The 16,100-nt window shown below is 72.2% G+C and carries 17 protein-coding genes; 4 read left to right on the top strand and 13 right to left on the bottom strand.

Translation table 11 applies throughout. The features are described from left to right. Window positions 1-20: 20 nt before the first annotated feature. The 6 genes from CR165_RS12160 to CR165_RS12135 are packed head-to-tail and all read right to left on the bottom strand — an operon-like array spanning window position 21 to window position 6,456. A complete protein-coding gene (locus tag CR165_RS12160; protein ID WP_109517263.1) occupies window positions 21-1,013 on the bottom strand; it encodes a CobW family GTP-binding protein in 993 nt (330 codons plus the stop codon). Next, window positions 1,010-2,614 carry an amidohydrolase family protein gene (locus tag CR165_RS12155; RefSeq protein ID WP_245906368.1) on the bottom strand — a complete coding sequence of 535 codons (1,605 nt, stop codon included), beginning with the start codon at window positions 2,612-2,614 and terminating at the stop codon, window positions 1,010-1,012. Before CR165_RS12155 ends, CR165_RS12160 begins: the two co-directional genes overlap by 4 nt. Before the next feature lie 29 nt (window positions 2,615-2,643). After that, complete coding sequence (locus CR165_RS12150) at window positions 2,644-3,474, bottom strand: ABC transporter permease (protein WP_109517262.1); 831 nt, start codon at window positions 3,472-3,474, stop codon at window positions 2,644-2,646. 3 nt (window positions 3,475-3,477) lie between these two features. Next, entirely contained in the window at window positions 3,478-4,518 is a 1,041-nt protein-coding gene (locus tag CR165_RS12145) for an ABC transporter substrate-binding protein (RefSeq protein WP_109517261.1), read from the bottom strand. Between the two features lie 35 nt (window positions 4,519-4,553). Further along, on the bottom strand, window positions 4,554-5,615 hold the full coding sequence (locus CR165_RS12140; protein ID WP_109517260.1) for an ABC transporter ATP-binding protein: 1,062 nt from the start codon (window positions 5,613-5,615) through the stop codon (window positions 4,554-4,556). Between the two features lie 31 nt (window positions 5,616-5,646). Beyond that, window positions 5,647-6,456 carry an ABC transporter permease gene (locus tag CR165_RS12135; protein ID WP_109517259.1) on the bottom strand — a complete coding sequence of 270 codons (810 nt, stop codon included), beginning with the start codon at window positions 6,454-6,456 and terminating at the stop codon, window positions 5,647-5,649. A 140-nt stretch (window positions 6,457-6,596) separates the two neighbouring features. Between CR165_RS12135 and CR165_RS12130 the strand changes: the two genes are divergently transcribed. Then, window positions 6,597-7,589: a P1 family peptidase gene (locus CR165_RS12130; RefSeq protein ID WP_109517258.1), complete on the top strand. Its 993-nt coding sequence runs from the start codon at window positions 6,597-6,599 to the stop codon at window positions 7,587-7,589. 45 nt (window positions 7,590-7,634) lie between these two features. On the opposite strand, the gene CR165_RS12125 is transcribed toward CR165_RS12130, so the two are convergent. From CR165_RS12125 to wrbA, 3 genes are all read right to left on the bottom strand, one after another. Then, a complete protein-coding gene (locus CR165_RS12125; protein WP_109517257.1) occupies window positions 7,635-8,297 on the bottom strand; it encodes an alpha/beta hydrolase in 663 nt (220 codons plus the stop codon). Next, on the bottom strand, window positions 8,294-9,238 hold the full coding sequence (locus CR165_RS12120) for a ring-cleaving dioxygenase (protein ID WP_109517256.1): 945 nt from the start codon (window positions 9,236-9,238) through the stop codon (window positions 8,294-8,296). Before CR165_RS12120 ends, CR165_RS12125 begins: the two co-directional genes overlap by 4 nt. Before the next feature lie 135 nt (window positions 9,239-9,373). After that, window positions 9,374-9,988, bottom strand: coding sequence for an NAD(P)H:quinone oxidoreductase (gene wrbA, locus CR165_RS12115; RefSeq protein ID WP_109517255.1), 615 nt, complete (start codon window positions 9,986-9,988; stop codon window positions 9,374-9,376). Window positions 9,989-10,083: 95 nt separating this feature from the next. Here wrbA and CR165_RS12110 point away from each other — a divergent pair, with 95 nt between their 5' ends. After that, window positions 10,084-11,046, top strand: a complete 963-nt coding sequence (locus tag CR165_RS12110; RefSeq protein WP_109517254.1) for a LysR family transcriptional regulator — start codon at window positions 10,084-10,086, stop codon at window positions 11,044-11,046. 10 nt (window positions 11,047-11,056) lie between these two features. Further along, window positions 11,057-12,019: an alpha/beta hydrolase gene (locus CR165_RS12105; RefSeq protein ID WP_109517253.1), complete on the top strand. Its 963-nt coding sequence runs from the start codon at window positions 11,057-11,059 to the stop codon at window positions 12,017-12,019. 49 nt (window positions 12,020-12,068) lie between these two features. On the opposite strand, the gene CR165_RS12100 is transcribed toward CR165_RS12105, so the two are convergent. From CR165_RS12100 to CR165_RS12090, 3 genes are all read right to left on the bottom strand, one after another. Next, window positions 12,069-13,256 carry a trans-sulfuration enzyme family protein gene (locus CR165_RS12100; protein WP_245906366.1) on the bottom strand — a complete coding sequence of 396 codons (1,188 nt, stop codon included), beginning with the start codon at window positions 13,254-13,256 and terminating at the stop codon, window positions 12,069-12,071. A gap of 52 nt (window positions 13,257-13,308) precedes the next feature. Further along, complete coding sequence (locus CR165_RS12095) at window positions 13,309-13,776, bottom strand: YybH family protein (protein WP_109517252.1); 468 nt, start codon at window positions 13,774-13,776, stop codon at window positions 13,309-13,311. Window positions 13,777-13,888: 112 nt separating this feature from the next. After that, window positions 13,889-14,104: a hypothetical protein gene (locus CR165_RS12090; protein WP_109517251.1), complete on the bottom strand. Its 216-nt coding sequence runs from the start codon at window positions 14,102-14,104 to the stop codon at window positions 13,889-13,891. Window positions 14,105-14,664: 560 nt separating this feature from the next. On the opposite strand from CR165_RS12090, the gene CR165_RS25030 reads away from it, so the two are divergent. Next, window positions 14,665-14,835 (top strand): hypothetical protein, encoded by a 171-nt coding sequence (locus tag CR165_RS25030; protein ID WP_181378132.1) that lies wholly within the window; start codon window positions 14,665-14,667, stop codon window positions 14,833-14,835. Window positions 14,836-14,883: 48 nt separating this feature from the next. Here CR165_RS25030 and CR165_RS12085 read toward each other — a convergent pair whose 3' ends face one another. Next, entirely contained in the window at window positions 14,884-16,095 is a 1,212-nt protein-coding gene (locus CR165_RS12085) for an MFS transporter (RefSeq protein WP_109517250.1), read from the bottom strand. Window positions 16,096-16,100: the final 5 nt, after the last annotated feature.

Below are 16,100 nucleotides of genomic sequence, written 5' to 3'. Positions count from 1 at the left end.
CCCATCTTTTTTCTGCAGGTTCAGTCCGTGCCGGCGCAGTGCAGGCGGTTGCCGGAAAGACGGCTGATCCAGGCAGGGGCATCGGGCGTCATCTGCCGCACCGCCTCCAGCTCCAGGTCGCGCAGGATCACCACCAGCGCCTCGGGCGTGCGCGGGCCGCGCGGCATCGGCACCATCGGGCTGAACAGCGTGCCGACGCCCTGCACCAGCACGGCTAGGCCGGGCTGCTCGGGCGGGTGCAGGAAGCCCTTCACCCGCAGCAGCCGGTCCCCGGCAAAGGCGGCGAGGTTCTCCAGCCAGTCCATCCGGTCCTCCCAGCTCGCCTCGGATGTGAACCTTGCCAGCAGCACCGAGACGCGGGGATGCGCGCCCGCCTCCCCCTCCGGCAGGGCGGAAGGGCGGCCGGGCGGGGCGGTGAAGGCGGCCAGCGCCCGGCGCGCGCAGTCCGCTTCCAGAACGGTCGTGGCCAGCGGGTTGATCGATTCCACCAGGGCCAGGGCGGCCTCGGGCGGAGTCTGGTCCAGCTTGGTGAAGACAACCGTATCGGCGGCGGCGATCTGGGCGGCGAACTCCTCGAAATGCGCGGCGCGCTCAGCGGCCTGGGCGGCGTCGCAGGTGGCCACCACACGCACTCGCAGCCCGTGTGGCGCGAGCGGCCCCAGCGAGCGCAGGATCGGCCCCGGCCTCGACAGGCCGCTGCATTCCAGGATGATCCGGCGGAAGGGCGCGCCCCCCGCCTCCTGCCGCTGGCGCAGCAGGTTCTCCACGGTGAAGACGAGGTCGTTGGTCAGCGAGCAGCAGACGCAGCCATTGCTCAGCAGCGCCAGCGGCAGCGTGCCCTCCGCCGCGATCACCGCGCCATCGACGTCGATCTGCCCCGCCTCGTTGACGATCACCGCCGTGTCCGCCGCCTCCGGCAGGCGCAGCCACTCGGTCAGCAGCGTGGTCTTGCCGCTGCCGAGGAAGCCGGCGAGCAGGATGAACTCCGCCGGCGCGTCCTCCGCCTCCCTCATGCGGGCGTGGGCGCCTTCGCCGCCTCCGCCTCCACCGCCTTCTGCTCGGCCACCATGCGGCGCAGATCGGCCAGCAGCTCCGGCACGTCCAGCACCAGACCGGCGCGGATGGTGTGGCGCAGCGCCTGGCGCCATTCGGGCTGGCCGGTCGCGTCATTCAGCCGCAGCGCGCCGGTGCCGTAGAGCAGCTTGAAGTCCTCCAGCGGGTTCTCGTCCAGCACCAGCAGGTCGGCGCGCTTGCCGACCTCGACGCTGCCCGTCTCGCCATCGATGCCGAGCAGCTCGGCGCCCTGCAGCGTGGCCGAGCGCAGCACCTCCAGCGGGTTGAAGCCCGCCTCCTGCAGCAGCTCCAGCTCGCGCACATAGCCGAAGCCGAAGGTCTGGAAGATGAAGCCGGAATCGCTGCCGGTGCAGACCCGCCCGCCACGGTTCTTGTACTCGTTGAGGAAGGTCATCCAGAGCTTGTAGTGGGTCTTCCAGTCCACCTCGTTGCCGATGGTCCAGCGGAACCAGTAGGAGCCGTGGCCGCCGCGCGCGGGCTGGAAGAAGCGCCACATGCTGGGCCAGGTGTAGGCATCGTGCCAGTCGGCGCGGCGGGTGCGCATGACGTCGCGGTTGGCGTCGTAGATCGTCATGGTCGGGACGAAGGTGAAGTCGAGGTCGAGGAAGCGCTGCATCACCGCGTTCCACTTGGCGCTGCCGGGCTCGGCCGCCTGCTGGAAGGTCTGGCCGGCGGAGGAGAAGCGGAAATACTCGTCGTTGTAGTTGTAGCCGTTGGGGTAGCTCTGGACGATGCGGTTGTCGTAGAGCGCCTCGGGCAGGCCGTAATAGTGCTCCGCGCTGGTCAGGCCCCATTCGGCGGTGGTTAGCGCGTTCATCCGCGTCACCGCCTGCTGCGCGTGGTGGCAGCCGCTGCGCAGGCCGAGGCTGCGGCACTCCTCCAGCGCCGCCTTCATGATGGCGGGCGGCGCGCCGAAGAACTTCACGCCATCCGCGCCACGCTCGGCCAGGCGGCGCAGCCAGGCGCGCCCCTCCTCCGGCGTGTGGATGGTCTTCAGCATGTCGTTGACGGCGGGGAAGTAGGAATGCGCGACGATGTTGGGCGCGGCGATGCGGTTGGCCGCTGAGGCCGCCTTCTGCTCCAGCATCCAGCCCAGCCCGCTGAAGCTGCCCATCTCGCGGATGGTGGTGACGCCATGCGCCAGCCACAGCTTGTACACGTAGTCCGCCGGCGCCGGCGTGCCGTGCAGCGCGTGGTAGGGCACGCCGGTGTGGGTGTGGCAGTCGATCAGGCCCGGCGTCACGAACTTGCCGTGGCAGTCGATCTCCACCTCGCCCTCGGGCGGGCGGCGGGAGGGGCTGATCGGCTTGCCCGGCACGCCGACCGCGACGATGGCGGCGATGCGGTCGCGCTCGATGACGATGTCGGCTGGCCCCCAGGGTGGCGCGCCGGTGCCGTCGATGATGGTGGCGCCGCGCAGCACCAGCCGCCCATAGGGCCCCTGCCCGCGGTCGCGCGACGTCGCCGCCGGGACCGGCGGCATGCCCATCTTCAGGTTGCGCCCGGTGATTTCCTCACCGACATTCGTCATCTCCGCCATGGTTGGCGTTTCCTTCCAGGCTGTGGGCGTCACGCCGCGCGGTAGCGGCGGCCGAGCAGGGTGCTGCCGACCACCGTCAGCACCAGGGTCACCGCGAGCAGGATGAAGGCCAGCGCCGCGCCGAAGGGCCAGTTGTTGCCGCGCACGAACTGGTCGTAGACGGCGGGCGCCATCATCTTGAACTGCGGCCCGCCGAGCAGAACCGGCGTGGCGTAGGCGTTCATGCACAGGATGAACACCAGCACCGAGCCCGCCACCACGCCCGGCAGCGCCAGCGGCAGCACGACGCGGCGGAACACCGTCATCGGCCGGCCGCCGAGATTGGCCGCCGCCTCCTCCGCCTGGCGCGGGATGCCCTCGATGACGGCAGCCAGCGTCAGGATCATGTAGGGCAGCACCACGGCGACGATGCCCACCACCACCGCGCCGCCATTGTAGAGCAGCGGCAGCGGCCCGCCGGTGATGCCGGCCCCCATCAGCGCCGCGTTGATGGCGCCCTCATTGCCGAGCAGCGCCATCCACCCGGCCGAGCGGACGACGTTGCCCACCAGCAGCGGGAACAGCACGAGGATGGTGGCGAGGCTCTTCCAGCGGCTTTCCATCCGCGCCAGCCAGTAGGCGGCGGGAAAGCCGAGGGCGAGGGCCAGCACGGTGCAGCCCAGCGCCACGCCCAGCGTGGTGCCGAGCACCTGCTGGTAGTAGGGGTCCTGCACCGCGCGCCAGTAGTTCTCCGCGGTCGTCGCCTCCACCATCAGTTCGGTCGGGCTGAAGCGGTTGAGCGAGATGCGCGCCAGCAGCGCCATCGGCGCCACCAGCAGCATGACCACCAGCAACCCGGCGGGAAGGACGAGCGCGGCCATCGGTTACGCCTTGAACTGCTTGTTCCAGAAATCCAGGATCTCGCTGTGCGACTTCAGCAGGTAGTCGTAGTCCGGCGCGCGCAGGCGCTCCTGCTCGGCCTCGCTGAGGCTGATCTGCTGGGCGATCGCGGCCGGCAGCGGCGCGTCCTTCACCGTGGGCAGGTAGCCCATGCGGTCGGCGAAGGCGGCCTGGGCGGAGGGCTGCAGCATCGCGTCCAGATAGGTGTAGGCGTTGTCCTTGTTGCGGCTGTTCTTCGGGATCGCCGCCTCGAAGACGATGGCGTAGGCGCCCTCCTTCGGCACCACATGCTTCACTGGGATGCCGGCCTTCTGCCACATGAAGCCGCGCGCCAGCCACATCGGCGTCAGCCACACCTCCTCGGACTTCAGGGCGCCGGCCAGCGCCTCGTTCGAGGGGTAGATGCGGGCATCGAGCGAGCGCATCTCCATCAGCTTCTTCTTGGCGGGCTCGTAATCGCTGAAGCTGCCGCCGCCGGCCATGGCGGCAGAGAAGGTGTTGGTGCTGTAGAGGATGTCCGAGAAGCCGACGCGGCCGCGGTACTTCGGGTCCCACATGTCGGCGAAGCCGGTGGGCGGCGTGGTCACCTTGCTCGGGTTGTAGAGCAGCACCAGCGCGGAATAGATGTGCGGCACCGCATAGGGCTTGGCCAGCGCCGGCAGGATGGCGGAGCCGCGCTTCAGCTTGCCCATCTCCAGCGGCTCGAACACGTTCTGCGCCGCCACCATGTGCATGTCGGTGTCTGACAGGCAGGCGATGTCGTAGGTGCCGCGGCGGGCCTGGCGCTCGGCCAGCAGCTTGGTCTTGCGCGGGTCGGCCACCGCGATGTCCTGCAGCACCTCGATGCCCTGCGGCACCACCAGGGGCTGGTCGATGTTCTGGCGCAGCAGCTCGCCATAGTCGCCGCCCCAGGTGCCGACCACCACCTGCTTCGACTGGGCGCGGGCCAAGCCGGGCAGGCCGGCGGTGAGGGATGCGAGGGCGGCAGCGCTGCCGGTCAGCGCCGCGCGGCGGGTTGTCGTCATGCCTTGTCTCCCGTTGTTTTTGGGCATCGTCGTCGTCATTCGGCGGGCAGCAGCCGCGCGGCGGCGGCATCCCAGCTGAGCACCACCGCATCCCCCACCGCAAGCCGCCGCAGCGGGTCGCCGAGCGGCGCGGTCGGGCGGGCCACCAGCAGCGCCGTGCCGTCCTGCTCCACATGGTACTCGGTCTGCGCGCCGAGATAGGTGACGGCGGTGATGCGCGCGCGCCCCGCCGGGTCCGGCGCCAGCCCGATCCGCTCCGGCCGCAGCGCCAGCAGCGCCGCGCCGGTGGGGGCGGGGCCGGGGGCGGCACCGCTGTCGCAATGGAGCAGCGCGCCGCTCTCGGCGCGGAAGGCGTCCGCCGCCTCCAGCCGCCCGGGGATCAGGTTGCAGCGGCCGACGAAGCCGGCCACGAAGGGGTCGGCCGGGTGCTCGTAGAGCTCCTCGGCGGTGCCCACCTGCCGCACCCGGCCGCGCTCCATCACCACCAGCCGGTCGGCCATGGTCAGCGCCTCCTCCTGGTCGTGCGTCACGATCAGGGTGGTGAGGCCGAGGCGCTGCTGCAGCGCGCGGATCTCCATCCGCACCTCGCCGCGCAGCTTGGCGTCGAGGTTGGAGAGCGGCTCGTCGAGCAGGAACACGGCCGGGTTCACCACCAGGGCGCGGGCCAGCGCCACGCGCTGCTGCTGGCCGCCCGAGAGCTGGCGCGGCAGCCGGTCCGCCAGATGGTCGAGCCGCACCAGGCGCAGCGCCTCCATCACGCGGGCGTCGCGCTCGGCGCGACCGACCTTCCGCATCTCCAGCCCGAAAGCGACGTTCTGCGCCACGCTCATATGCGGGAACAGCGCGTAGGACTGGAACACCATGCCCGTGTCGCGCGCATAGGGCGGCGTGTGCGTCACGTCCTGGCCGCCGATGATGACGCGGCCGGCGGTGGGCGGAATGAAGCCCGCCACCATGCGCAGCGTCGTCGTCTTGCCGCAGCCGGAGGGGCCAAGCAGCGCCACCATCTCGCCTTGCGTCACCTCCAGGTCGACCCGCTCCACCGCGGTGGAGGAGCCATAGCGCTTGCTCAGCGCCTCCAGCACCAGGCTGCCCATCAGCTCTCGTCCTCAGCCCGGTGTGGCACGGTCAGACAACCCTCGACAGTTTCACGAAGCGGTCGGTGATGAGCATCAGCCCGGCCACCAGCACGATCTGCACCGTGGCGACGGCGGCGAGCGTCGGGTCGATGCGGAATTCCAGGTAGCTCAGCATGGCCACCGGCAGGGTGGTGCGCCCCGGCCCCACCAGCAGCAGCGTCAGCTCCAGATTCTCGAAGCTCTGGATGAAGGAGAACAGCGCGGCGGCGACGATGCCGGGGCGGAGCATGGGCAGCGTCACGCGGCGGAACACGGTGAGCGGACGGGCGCCGAGATTGGCCGCCGCCTCCTCCGCCGCGCGGTCCAGCCCCTGCAGGCTGGCCGAGACCAGCCGCACCGTCCAGGGGATGGTCAGCAGCACATGCGCGGCGACCAGCCCCTCCAGCGTCGCCGTCAGGTCCCGGTCCAGCCAGAACTCGGCGCGCAGGTAGAACATGTAGAGCGCGGTGCCCGCCACCACGCCGGGCACGGCCAGCGGCCCCAGCAGCAGCGTGTTCAGCGCGCCCTTGCCGCGGATGGCGCTGCGCTGCAGGGCCAGCGCCGCCGCCGTGCCCAGCGGCACGCCGATGGCCGTGGCCAGCAGCGCCACCTGCAGGCTGGTGACGAAGCCGCGCGCGAATTCCTGCCGCGCCCAGGCGTTCACGTACCATTCCAGCGTCAGGCCGGGCGGCGGGAAGCTGACGATCTCCTGCCGGAACACGCTGATGACCATCACCATCGCGACCGGCGCCAGCATCAGCAGGAAGGCCGCGCCGATCGCGGTGCGGAACAGCAGGGTGCGGGGAGCGGGCAGAAGCATGCGGTGGAACCTCCGGGCCGTAAATTGCCCGTGCCGGCCGCCCGCGTCGAGGGCGGCGCGGCCGGCGCCGGCCATGGCCGCCGGGTCTCGCAATTGCCGTGCCGGTTTGCAAGCGGCGTGGCCGGCGGCATCATGCCGGCATGACCGCCCCGGCCCTGAACCTGCTGACCGACATCCCCGGCCTCGCCGTCGGCCATGCCACCGACCTGCGGCTGGGCTCGGGCGTCACGGTGGTGCTGTTCGATACCCCGGTGGTCGCCGCCGTGCGAATCAGCGGCGGCGCCCCCGGCACGCGGGACACCGCCCTGCTCGACAGCGACGCCACGCTCGACCGGGTGGACGCCATCGTGCTCTCCGGCGGCTCCACCTTCGGGCTGGACGCGGGGGGCGGGGTGCAGGCCTGGCTGCGCGAGCAGGGGCGCGGCCAGGTTTTCGCCAGGATGCCCATTCCGCTGGCACCCCAGGCCATCCTGTTCGACCTGCTGAATGGCGGGGACAAGGATTGGGGCCGCTTCCCGCCCTATCGCGAGCTGGGCTACGCGGCGGCGCGGGAGGCGGCGCCGGGGGCCTTCGCGCTGGGCAGCGTTGGCGCCGGCACGGGCGCCACCACCGCCACGGTGAAGGGCGGGCTAGGCTCCGCCAGCGGCGTCACCGCCAGCGGGCATTGCGTGGCGGCGCTCGTCGCGGTCAACGCCGTCGGCTCGCCGCTGGTGGGGGACGGGCCGCATTTCTGGGCGGCGCCCTTCGAGCAGGGGGCGGAGTTCGGCGGCCTCGGCCTGCCGGCGCGCTTCACGCCGGCGGATCTCGCCCCCCGGCTGAAGGGCGGCGCGCCCAGCGCCACCACCATCGGCCTGGTCGTCACCGACGCGGCGCTGAGCAAGGCGCAGGCGAAGCGCCTCGCCATCATGGCCGATGACGGGCTGGCGCGCGCCGTGCTGCCGGCGCATGCCCCCAATGACGGCGACACGATTTTCGCCGCCGCCACGAGCGCGAAGCCGGGCGCCGACCTCACCGCGCTCGGCCATCTGGCGACCCAGGTGATGGCGCGGGCCATCGCGCGCGGCGTGCATGCCGCCACGGCGCTCCCCTGGGCGGGGGCGCAGCCCGCCTGGTCCGACCGCTTCGGCGGCTGATGGCCGGGGCCCAACCCGGCCCCCGCCCTCAGGCGCTCCGCCGCGCTAGGCGCCAGCCGGCGCCGTGCCCAGCCGGGCCAGCAGGGTGGCGGCGAGGCGGCGCTCCGCCTCCGTCACGCCGTGCAGGTCGCCATCCCGGAGATGCAGGGTCACGTCGGCGCCGAGGCGGCCCAGCGCATCCTCCGTCTCCAGCACGCGGGCGAGCGGGATCTGCCGGTCCTCCCTGCCGCCGGCGAGCAGCACCGGCAGGCCGGCCAAGCCGGGCTCCGGCGCCGGGTCGGGTGGCGCCGCGCCCATCAGCCCGCCGCTCAGCGCAATCACGGCGCCCAGCCGCGGGCGGCGCCGCACCACATATTCCAGCGAGACGCAGGCGCCCTGCGAGAAGCCCATCAGCGCCACACGCTCCGGGGGCAGGCCGGCCGCGGCGATCAGCCCATCCACCACGGAGAAGGCGGAGTCCAGATGCGCCGCATTCTCCGCCAGCGGGCGGACGAAGCGGGCGGGATACCAGCTGCGCCCCTCCGCCTGCGGCGCCAGCAGGGCGAGGTCCGGCTGGCCCAGCACCCGCGCGTGGCGCAGGATGGCGTATGGGTTGCCCGCCCGGCCGTGCAGCAGCACCACCGCCGCGCGGGCCCTGTGCAGCGGCGCCCCCTCCAGGGCGACGGGCAGGCCGGCATGCGCGCCGGTGCCGCGCGACAGCCAGCTCAAAGCGGCTTCAGCCCCCGCTCGATGGCGGCGCGCCGCGGCTCCAGGAAGGGCGGCAGGGCCAGGCGCTCACCGAGCGATTCCTTCGGCTCGTCGGCGTCGAAGCCGGGGCCGTCGGTCGCGATCTCGTAGAGGATGCCGCCCGGCTCGCGGATGTAGAGGCTGCGGAAGTAGTAGCGGTCCACCGGGCCGCTGGAGGGCAGGCGGTAGCGGTCGAAGCGGTCCACCCAGGCGCCGTAATCGGCATCGGGGATGCGGAAGGCCACATGGTGCACGGCGCCGGCACCCTGGCGGGCGCGGGGCAGGTGCGGCTCCACCCGCATGTGCAGCTCGGCCGCCGGGCCGCCCTCGCCCATCGCGAAGACATGCACCGTCACCGGGGCGGCGTCGTCCGACTGGTAGGTGCGGACGCGGCGCATGCCCATCACCTCCGTGGCGAACGCCTCGGAATGGGCAAGGTCGGCCACGCTCATGGTGATCGGGCCGAGGCCGCGGATCTGCATCTCCGCCGGCACCGGGCTGCGCGCCCAGGGGTGGGCAACGCCCGCGCCGCCATCATCGACCAGCGCCAGGCGCTGGCCCTCGGGGTCCTCGAAATCGAGTTGCAGGCGGCCATCGATCTCGCGCAGCGGGCCGGGGGTCACGCCGTTCCCCGCCAGGCGCTCCGCCCACCAGGCCAGGGCCGCCTCGCCCGCCACCCGAAGCCCGGTGCGGGTGACGCTGGCGGTGCCGCGCCGCTCGCGCTCCACCGGCCAGTCGAAGAAGGTGAGGTCGGTGCCGGGGCTCGCCTCGCCATCGGCGTAGAACAGGTGGTAGGCGCTGGTGTCGTCCTGGTTCACCGTCTTCTTCACCAGACGCATGCCCATCGGGCCGGTGTAGAAGGCGTGGTTGCCCCGGGCATCGGCCGAGACGGCGGTCAGGTGATGGATACCGTGCAGTTGCATGGCGGGGGTTCCTTTCCGCTGTCACGGCTCATGGCCGGGGCCGGAGCGATGGCCGGGATGGGGGGCGGGGTTGATGGTCGCTGCCAGGAGGCGCCCCGGGGAGGAGGGGGGAGAGCGCCTCCTGGCCTTCGCGCGTCAGCCGGCGCGGCCGCGAACCAGGGCGGAGGTCACCTCGGCCACATGGCGGCCCTGGAACTTCGCCATCTCCAGCTCCGCCTCGGAAGGCTGGCGGGAGCCGTCGCCATTGGCGATGGTGGAGGCGCCGTAGGGCGTGCCGCCATTGACCGTGCTGATGTCGGTCAGGCGCTTCTCGCTGTAGGGCAGGCCGACGATCGTCATGCCGAAATGCATCAGGTTGACGATGGTGGACATGATCGTCGTCTCCTGCCCGCCATGCTGGCTGGCGGTGGAGGTGAAGACGGCGCCGACCTTGCCCACCAGCTTGTCCTGGAACCACAGCCCGCCCGTCTGGTCGAGGAAGCTGGCCATCTGCGAGGCCATGCGGCCATAGCGGGTGGGGGTGCCGATGATGATGGCGTCGTACTCCGGCAGCTCCTGCACGGTCGCGACCGGCGCCGCCTGGTCGAGCTTGAAGTGGGCGGCCTTGGCCACCGCCTCCGGCGCCGTCTCCGGCACGCGCTTGACCACCACCTCGGCGCCGGGCACCTGCCGGGCGCCCTCGGCGATGGCGCCGGCCAGGGTCTCGATATGGCCGTAGGTGGAGTAGTACAGGACCAGGATCTTGCTCATCGGCGGGTGCTCCTCTGCGTTGCTCCCAAGGTGCGTTCGCACGGCCGGGGCAGCAACGGCTTGTATGGAAACGCTGCGTTCGCTATCCGCGAACGATGCGCCCTGATGTGGATGCCCTCGCCACCTTCGTGCAGGTGGTGGACAGTGGCTCGGTCACCGCCGCCGCCGCCCGGCTCGGCCTTGCCAAGTCGGTGGTCAGCAAGCGTGTCACGCAGCTTGAAGCGCAGCTGGCCACCCCTTTGTTGCACCGCGCCCCCCGCCATGTTTCCCCCACCGAGGCGGGCGCCCTGCTGGCCGAGCGCGCCCGCGCCCTGCTGGCGCAGCTCGACACCGTGGCCGACGACGTGATGGCGCAGTCCGGCGCGCTGCAGGGCCTGCTGCGGCTGGCGGCGCCGCTCAGCTTCGGCAGCCGGCATCTCGGGCCGCTGGTCGCCGCCTTCATGGCCGAGTATCCCCGCATCGAGGTCTCGCTCGACCTGGACGACCGGCATGTGGACCTGCTGGGCGGCGGCTACGACCTGGCGCTGCGCATCGGGCGGCTGGCGGATTCCGCGCTGCGGGCGCGGCGGCTCGGCCTCAGCCGGCGGGCGCTGTGCTGCAGCCCGGACTACGCGGCGCGGCACGGCCTGCCCGCCACGCTGGACGCGCTGCCGGGCCATTCCTGCCTTGGCTACGCCAACACCACGGCGGGGCATCTCTGGCGCTTCGCCCCCGCCGGGGAGCCGGAGGGCGAGCCGCGCTCGCTGGTGCTGCGCGGCCGCCTCACCGCCAACAGCGGCGAGGCGCTGCTGGACGCCGCCATGGCCGGCATCGGCCTGGTGGTGCTGCCCCGCTTCCTGCTGTGCGACGCGGTGCGGCAGGGCCGGCTGCTGCGGGTGGAGATTCCCGGATGGGAGCCGGTGCCGGACGTGATCCAGCTCGTCTATCCGCCCACCCCGGCCCTGCCGCTGAAGACGCGCCGGCTGCTGGACTACCTGACGGCGCGCATCCGCGAGCCCTTCGCCTGGGACATGCCTTTCCAGCCGGGCGCTTCCACGGCAGGCTGCGGGGCAGGATGAGGAGACCCGAATGAGCGCCACCAGCCTCGTGCCCGATGCCGAAGTCGCCGCCGCCCAGGCCCGCTGCCGCGAGGCCGGGGTGGCGAATGGCGACGTGCTGACCCAGCCCATCGCGGCGGCGCGTGCCAGCACCCAGGCCTACCAGGCCTTCCTGAACGCCGGCGGGCCGCAGATGGCGCGGGTGGAGGAGGTGGTGCTGGACCACGCCACGCCGCCGCTGCGGCTGCGCCTCTACCACCCGCGCGGCGGCAGCGCGCCGCGCCCGGCCTATCTGCACATCCATGGCGGCGGCTTCGCCGTGGGCAGCCTGGACTCGCTCGACCGCTGGAAGCGCGAGATCGCCGACGAGGCGGACATGGTGGTGGTGGGGCTGGACTACGCCCTGGCGCCCGAGCACCCCTACCCCACCGCCATCCACCAGGTGCTGGCGGCGCTGCGCTGGCTGCGGGAGCATGGCGCGGCGCATGGCATCGACGGCGCGCGGCTGGCGGTGGGCGGCGACTCTGCCGGCGGCAACATGGCGCTGAACGCGCTGCTGCGGCTGCGCGATGCGGGCGAGCCGCTGCCGGCGCTCGGCGTCATCGTCTATGGCATGCTCTCGGCGCGGCACGGCACGCCTTCGCACCGCGACCGGGGCGATGGCCGGTTCGGCCTCTCCACCGAGAAGCTGGACTGGTTCTGGACGCAGTACCTGCCCGACCCCGCGCTGCGCGAGGATGCCGGCGCCGCGCCCCTGCTGGCCGATCTCCACGGCCTGCCCCGCCTGCTGCTGCAGGCCGCCGCGCTGGACCCGCTGCTGGACGACACGCTGGACCTCGGCAGGCGCCTGACGGAAGCCGGCGTACCGCATGGCATGACGGTGTATGAGGGCGTGCCGCACGGCTTCATCGGCCAGACGGCGCTGCTGGGCAAGGCGAACGCCGCCCGCCGCGAGGTGGTGGCTGCGCTTCGCAAGGCCTTCCCCGCCCACTGACAGAAAAGAAGGGGGTGCGGGGGAACTCCTTCCCCCGCCGCTTTCTTCCTCAGGCCAGTGCCTGCGCCAGATCCTCGACAAGGTCCTGCGGATCCTCCAGCCCCACGGAGAGGCGGAAGGTCCCCTCCCCCGTCCAGTCCCGGTAGGCCTGCGCGGCCTCCCCTTCCAGCTTGAAGGAGGCGCGCAGCACGTCCTCCGTGGGGATGTGGAAGAGCAGGCTCTGCGCCTTGCCGAGCGAGACGGCGTAGGTCCAGACCTTCAGCCGCGCCGCGAGCTGCCGGGCGAGGTTCCTGTCATCCTCGGCGACGAAGCCGACCATGCCGGAGAAGTTGCGCATCTGCCGCCGCGCGAGCGCGTGGTGCGGGTGGCTGGCAAGCCCTGGCCAGTAGACGCGCCGGATGCGCGGATGGCCCTCCAGATACCCGGCCACCACGCGGGCATTGGCCTCGTGCAGCGCCATGCGGGCGGGCAGCGTCTCCAGCCCGCGCAGGATCAGCCAGGCGGCGAAGGGGCTGATGGCGCCGCCGAGATGGATCACCGCCTCCTTGCGCAGCGCCTCGATGCCCGTGGCGCGGCCGATGACGGCGCCGCCGAGTGCGTCGCCATGGCCGCAGGCGTATTTCGTCAGCGAATGCACCACCCAGTCCGCGCCCAGCGCCAGGGGCTGCGTGGCGATGGGCGTGGCCATGGTGGAATCGACCGAAAGCTCCGCCCCGCCCGCATGGGCGATATCGGCCAGCGTGGCGATGTCGGCCAGCTTCAGGATGGGGTTGGCGGGGGTCTCGACATGCAGCAGCCGCGTCTCCGGCCGCATGGCGGCGGCGACGGCGGCGGGGTCCGACATGTCCACCGTGGTGACGGCCACGCCGTAGCGCGCCAGCGTCTCCTGCGCGAATTCGGCGACGCCGGCGTAGCAGACATCGCTCAGCAGCAGGTGGCTGCCGGGGGCGAGGCGGTGCAGCAGCAGCCCGGCGGCGGCGGCCATGCCGCTGGCGAAGGCGAGGGCCGCCTCGCCGCCTTCCAGCGCCGCCAGCCGCTGCTCCAGCAGCGCCACGGTGGGGTTGCCCCAACGCGTGTAGAACATCGGCGCCGCCGCGCCGAGGTCGTTGGCGGAGAAGCCGATGGCATCCGGGCCGGTGTGGAAGCTGGTGGCGGCGACCAGCGGCGGCGTGACCGGCGCGCCGATCTCCCGCGCGGGGGCGGCGGCGTGGATGGCCTGGGTGGCGGGTCGCATCATTCTCCCTCCCGTTTTCGGCGGGCGGGCGGCGAAGGCGCGGCCCGCGCCGCGTTCAGCTGCGCGACGGCTTGCTGCCGTGCGAGACATCCGGCGTGCCCCGGAACAGCGACATGTGCGTGTGCGTCGCCACCCAGGGTTCCCCCAACGCCGCGCGGGCGAAGGAGATGGTGGCCCGCCCGCGCCGGTCGAAGGGCGTGCCATCGGGCAGGTAGCCGGTGGAATCCCAGATGGCCAGCCCCATGGCGAAGAGGCGGTCCGGCGAGACCAGCGCCTTCACCTCGTCCAGCCGCCAGGTGAATCCGTCGATGGTCGGCCACACCTTGCGCCACTGGTTGGCCTCGGCATGGTCGCGGCCATAGACGAAGTCGCTGAAGGTGCCGAAGGCCAGGAAGTCCTCGGCGAAGAGGTGGCGGGCAGCGGCGAAATCGACCGCCTGCACATGCTCGGAGAGTTCGCGGAACCAGTCCTGGACCTTCTGGTGGTCGCCGGCATCGACCGGGGCGGTGGCACGCACGCTCATGCTCGCATCCTCCTCTGGCGGAGCCGCAGCCTGCACCGGGCGCGGCGAAAGCTGAAGGGGCCGGGCTTCCTGCCCGGCCCGGCAGGAGACGCCAGCGCGCCGGCGGCCAGGGTCAGGCGACAGGCTGCAGGCGCGGCGTGCGCTGGGTGCCGCGCTCGCGTTCCAGCAGCAGGCGTGCGACGCGCGCCGCCTCGGCCGGGCTGCTGAAGCGGGCGCCGTCGAGATCGTCCACCTGCGGGTCGATGGCCTTGAAGTGCCAGCCATCATGGCCGGAGACGGCGACGCCGACGAAGCGGCCACTGATATCGACGGGACGGGAGGTGATCATGGCTGTTCTCCGCGCCGCGCGGCGGCGGCGCCCTGTGCGGTCCGGGAAAGGTGCGGGAGCGGCGGTGTTGCCGGGTTCAGCGACAACAGCGGCGCATTCGGCGCGCCACGGACCACTCGCCACAGGACCGGCGGGAGAACGGGAGGCGCTTTAGCGTTTGGTGTCGCGGTGCAAGCTGCATGGGTCAAATCCCCGCGGGGCGGCCGATCCGCCCGGTGACGGCGCCGAATTCAACATATTCAAACGGTGCTTTCAAGCTATTTCATCATTTGAATTCGGATGATCTTGCGGGTTGCGGCCCCGCCGAAAGGCATGACGCCGCGCCGCCTGTCCGCTAGGCCGCCCTCCAGCGGCAGCCGCGCGGGATGACCGATTGCCGGGCCATAATTGGCCAGGGCATCGCGGCAAGGCGGCACTGACCGGACCCGCCACAGGGAAGCCGCCTTCGGGAGCGTGAATTAGCGACAGCGACTGGCCGGCCATGGGGCGGGCGGCCGGGGGCAACCCGCCGGCACGGGCCGGGGTTCTCCCCGCACAACCCCGAACCAGAGGAGGCCCGCATGGCCGAGCAGGACAAGCCGAAGAAGACGGATGACGCGCCGAAGATTGGCGAGATGACCAGCATGCTCACCGGCAACGAGACCAAGGATGCCGAGACCACCCGGCCCGGGCACGAGAACCATGGAGCCGGCGAAGTGGGGAACCTGCTGAAGAACCAGAAGGACAAGTGAGGAAACGGCCGGGGGAGCTCCTCCCCCGGCCTTCCGCGCCGCCAGACTTCACGCCGGTTGGGCGGCCCCTTCGGGCGTCTCTTCCCGCGTCTCGGGCATCGCCAGCCATACCAGCAGCACGCAGAGCAGGCCGATCACCCCCAGCATGGCGAAGGCCACGCCCGGGCTGATCCAGCTCGCCACGGCCCCCGCCAGGCTGGTGCTGATGGTGCCGCCGATCCCGACCGACAGGCCGAACAGCCCCATGCACAGGTTGAAGCGGTTGCTGCCCCGCGTCAGGTCGGCGGCAATCAGCGGCAGCATCACGTTCAGCGTCGCGGCGCTGATGCCGTCCAGCGCCTGCACGAAGATCAGCCCGACCGGCGCCTCCACCAGCGCCAGCAGCGCGCCGCGCAGCGGCAGCATGCTGAAGCCCACCATCAGCACCAGCCGCCGGCCGCGCGCCTCCGCCAGCCACCCCACCGAGGGCGAGATGGCCACCACCACGAGCTGCGGCACAACGATGGAGGCGGCGATGATCAGGCTCGCCTCCTCGCCGGACTGGCGCGTCACCGCCGTGCCGGCCAGCGGCAGCATGGCGGCGTTGGACAGGGTGAACAGCGCGCAGCAGGCGGCGAAGACCAGGATGCCGCGGTCCCGCAGCAGGTCCAGCAGACCCCGCCCCTTCCTCTCCTGCTGCGCGTGCGCCGCCGCCACATTGGCGGCGAGGTCGGCGGGGCGGATGCTGAGCAGGCAGAGCAGGCTCGGCACGGCCAGCGCCGCCGTCAGCCAGAACACGGCGGCCGGGGAGAGATAGGTGCCCACCAGCCCCATCACGCCCGCGGCGATGGCGCCCCCCAGTGCGGCGAAGCGCGTATTGCGCCCGAGCCGCTCCCCCAGCCTCGCCCGGCCCACCAGCGCCAGGCTGATGGCGGCGATGGAGGGCGTGAGCACGCAGCTGGCAAAGCCGTGCAGCACCTCAGAGAGCAGCACCGGCAGGGTGGAAGGCCAGGCCGCCAGCAGGACCGCCGCCGTGGCGATGGCCAGCAGCGCCAGGATGGCGGTGCGCCGCTTGTCGTACACGGCGTCGACCAGGGCGCCGGCCGGCACCTGGCTGATCATCGCCGTCATGGTGCCCAGGCTGAGGGCGAAGCCGATCTGCACCTCCGTCCAGGCCTGCGTCGTCAGATAGACGGCGACAAACGGGCCGAAGCCGGTCTGCACATCCGCGACGAAGAAGTTCAGCCAGTCGAGGCCGCGCCTGCTGCGTTCGGCAGCCATGCGCG

Source organism: Teichococcus aestuarii (assembly GCF_003116135.1).
Classification (GTDB): domain Bacteria; phylum Pseudomonadota; class Alphaproteobacteria; order Acetobacterales; family Acetobacteraceae; genus Pseudoroseomonas; species Pseudoroseomonas aestuarii.
Note: the sequence above shows the minus strand (reverse complement) of the source record. Positions and strands in the feature narration are given on the sequence as shown.

Coding starts and splice junctions, on each gene's coding strand:
- CR165_RS12095 (WP_109517252.1), bottom strand. CDS start 13,776: ATGAGCGTGCGTGCCACCGCCCCGGTCGATGCCGGCGACCACCAGAAG.
- CR165_RS12130 (WP_109517258.1), top strand. CDS start 6,597: ATGACCGCCCCGGCCCTGAACCTGCTGACCGACATCCCCGGCCTCGCC.
- CR165_RS12155 (WP_245906368.1), bottom strand. CDS start 2,614: ATGGCGGAGATGACGAATGTCGGTGAGGAAATCACCGGGCGCAACCTG.
- CR165_RS12105 (WP_109517253.1), top strand. CDS start 11,057: ATGAGCGCCACCAGCCTCGTGCCCGATGCCGAAGTCGCCGCCGCCCAG.
- CR165_RS12150 (WP_109517262.1), bottom strand. CDS start 3,474: ATGGCCGCGCTCGTCCTTCCCGCCGGGTTGCTGGTGGTCATGCTGCTG.
- CR165_RS12145 (WP_109517261.1), bottom strand. CDS start 4,518: ATGACGACAACCCGCCGCGCGGCGCTGACCGGCAGCGCTGCCGCCCTC.
- CR165_RS12085 (WP_109517250.1), bottom strand. CDS start 16,095: ATGGCTGCCGAACGCAGCAGGCGCGGCCTCGACTGGCTGAACTTCTTC.
- CR165_RS12160 (WP_109517263.1), bottom strand. CDS start 1,013: ATGAGGGAGGCGGAGGACGCGCCGGCGGAGTTCATCCTGCTCGCCGGC.
- CR165_RS12110 (WP_109517254.1), top strand. CDS start 10,084: ATGCGCCCTGATGTGGATGCCCTCGCCACCTTCGTGCAGGTGGTGGAC.
- CR165_RS25030 (WP_181378132.1), top strand. CDS start 14,665: ATGGCCGAGCAGGACAAGCCGAAGAAGACGGATGACGCGCCGAAGATT.
- CR165_RS12100 (WP_245906366.1), bottom strand. CDS start 13,256: ATGATGCGACCCGCCACCCAGGCCATCCACGCCGCCGCCCCCGCGCGG.
- wrbA (WP_109517255.1), bottom strand. CDS start 9,988: ATGAGCAAGATCCTGGTCCTGTACTACTCCACCTACGGCCATATCGAG.
- CR165_RS12090 (WP_109517251.1), bottom strand. CDS start 14,104: ATGATCACCTCCCGTCCCGTCGATATCAGTGGCCGCTTCGTCGGCGTC.
- CR165_RS12135 (WP_109517259.1), bottom strand. CDS start 6,456: ATGCTTCTGCCCGCTCCCCGCACCCTGCTGTTCCGCACCGCGATCGGC.
- CR165_RS12120 (WP_109517256.1), bottom strand. CDS start 9,238: ATGCAACTGCACGGTATCCATCACCTGACCGCCGTCTCGGCCGATGCC.
- CR165_RS12140 (WP_109517260.1), bottom strand. CDS start 5,615: ATGGGCAGCCTGGTGCTGGAGGCGCTGAGCAAGCGCTATGGCTCCTCC.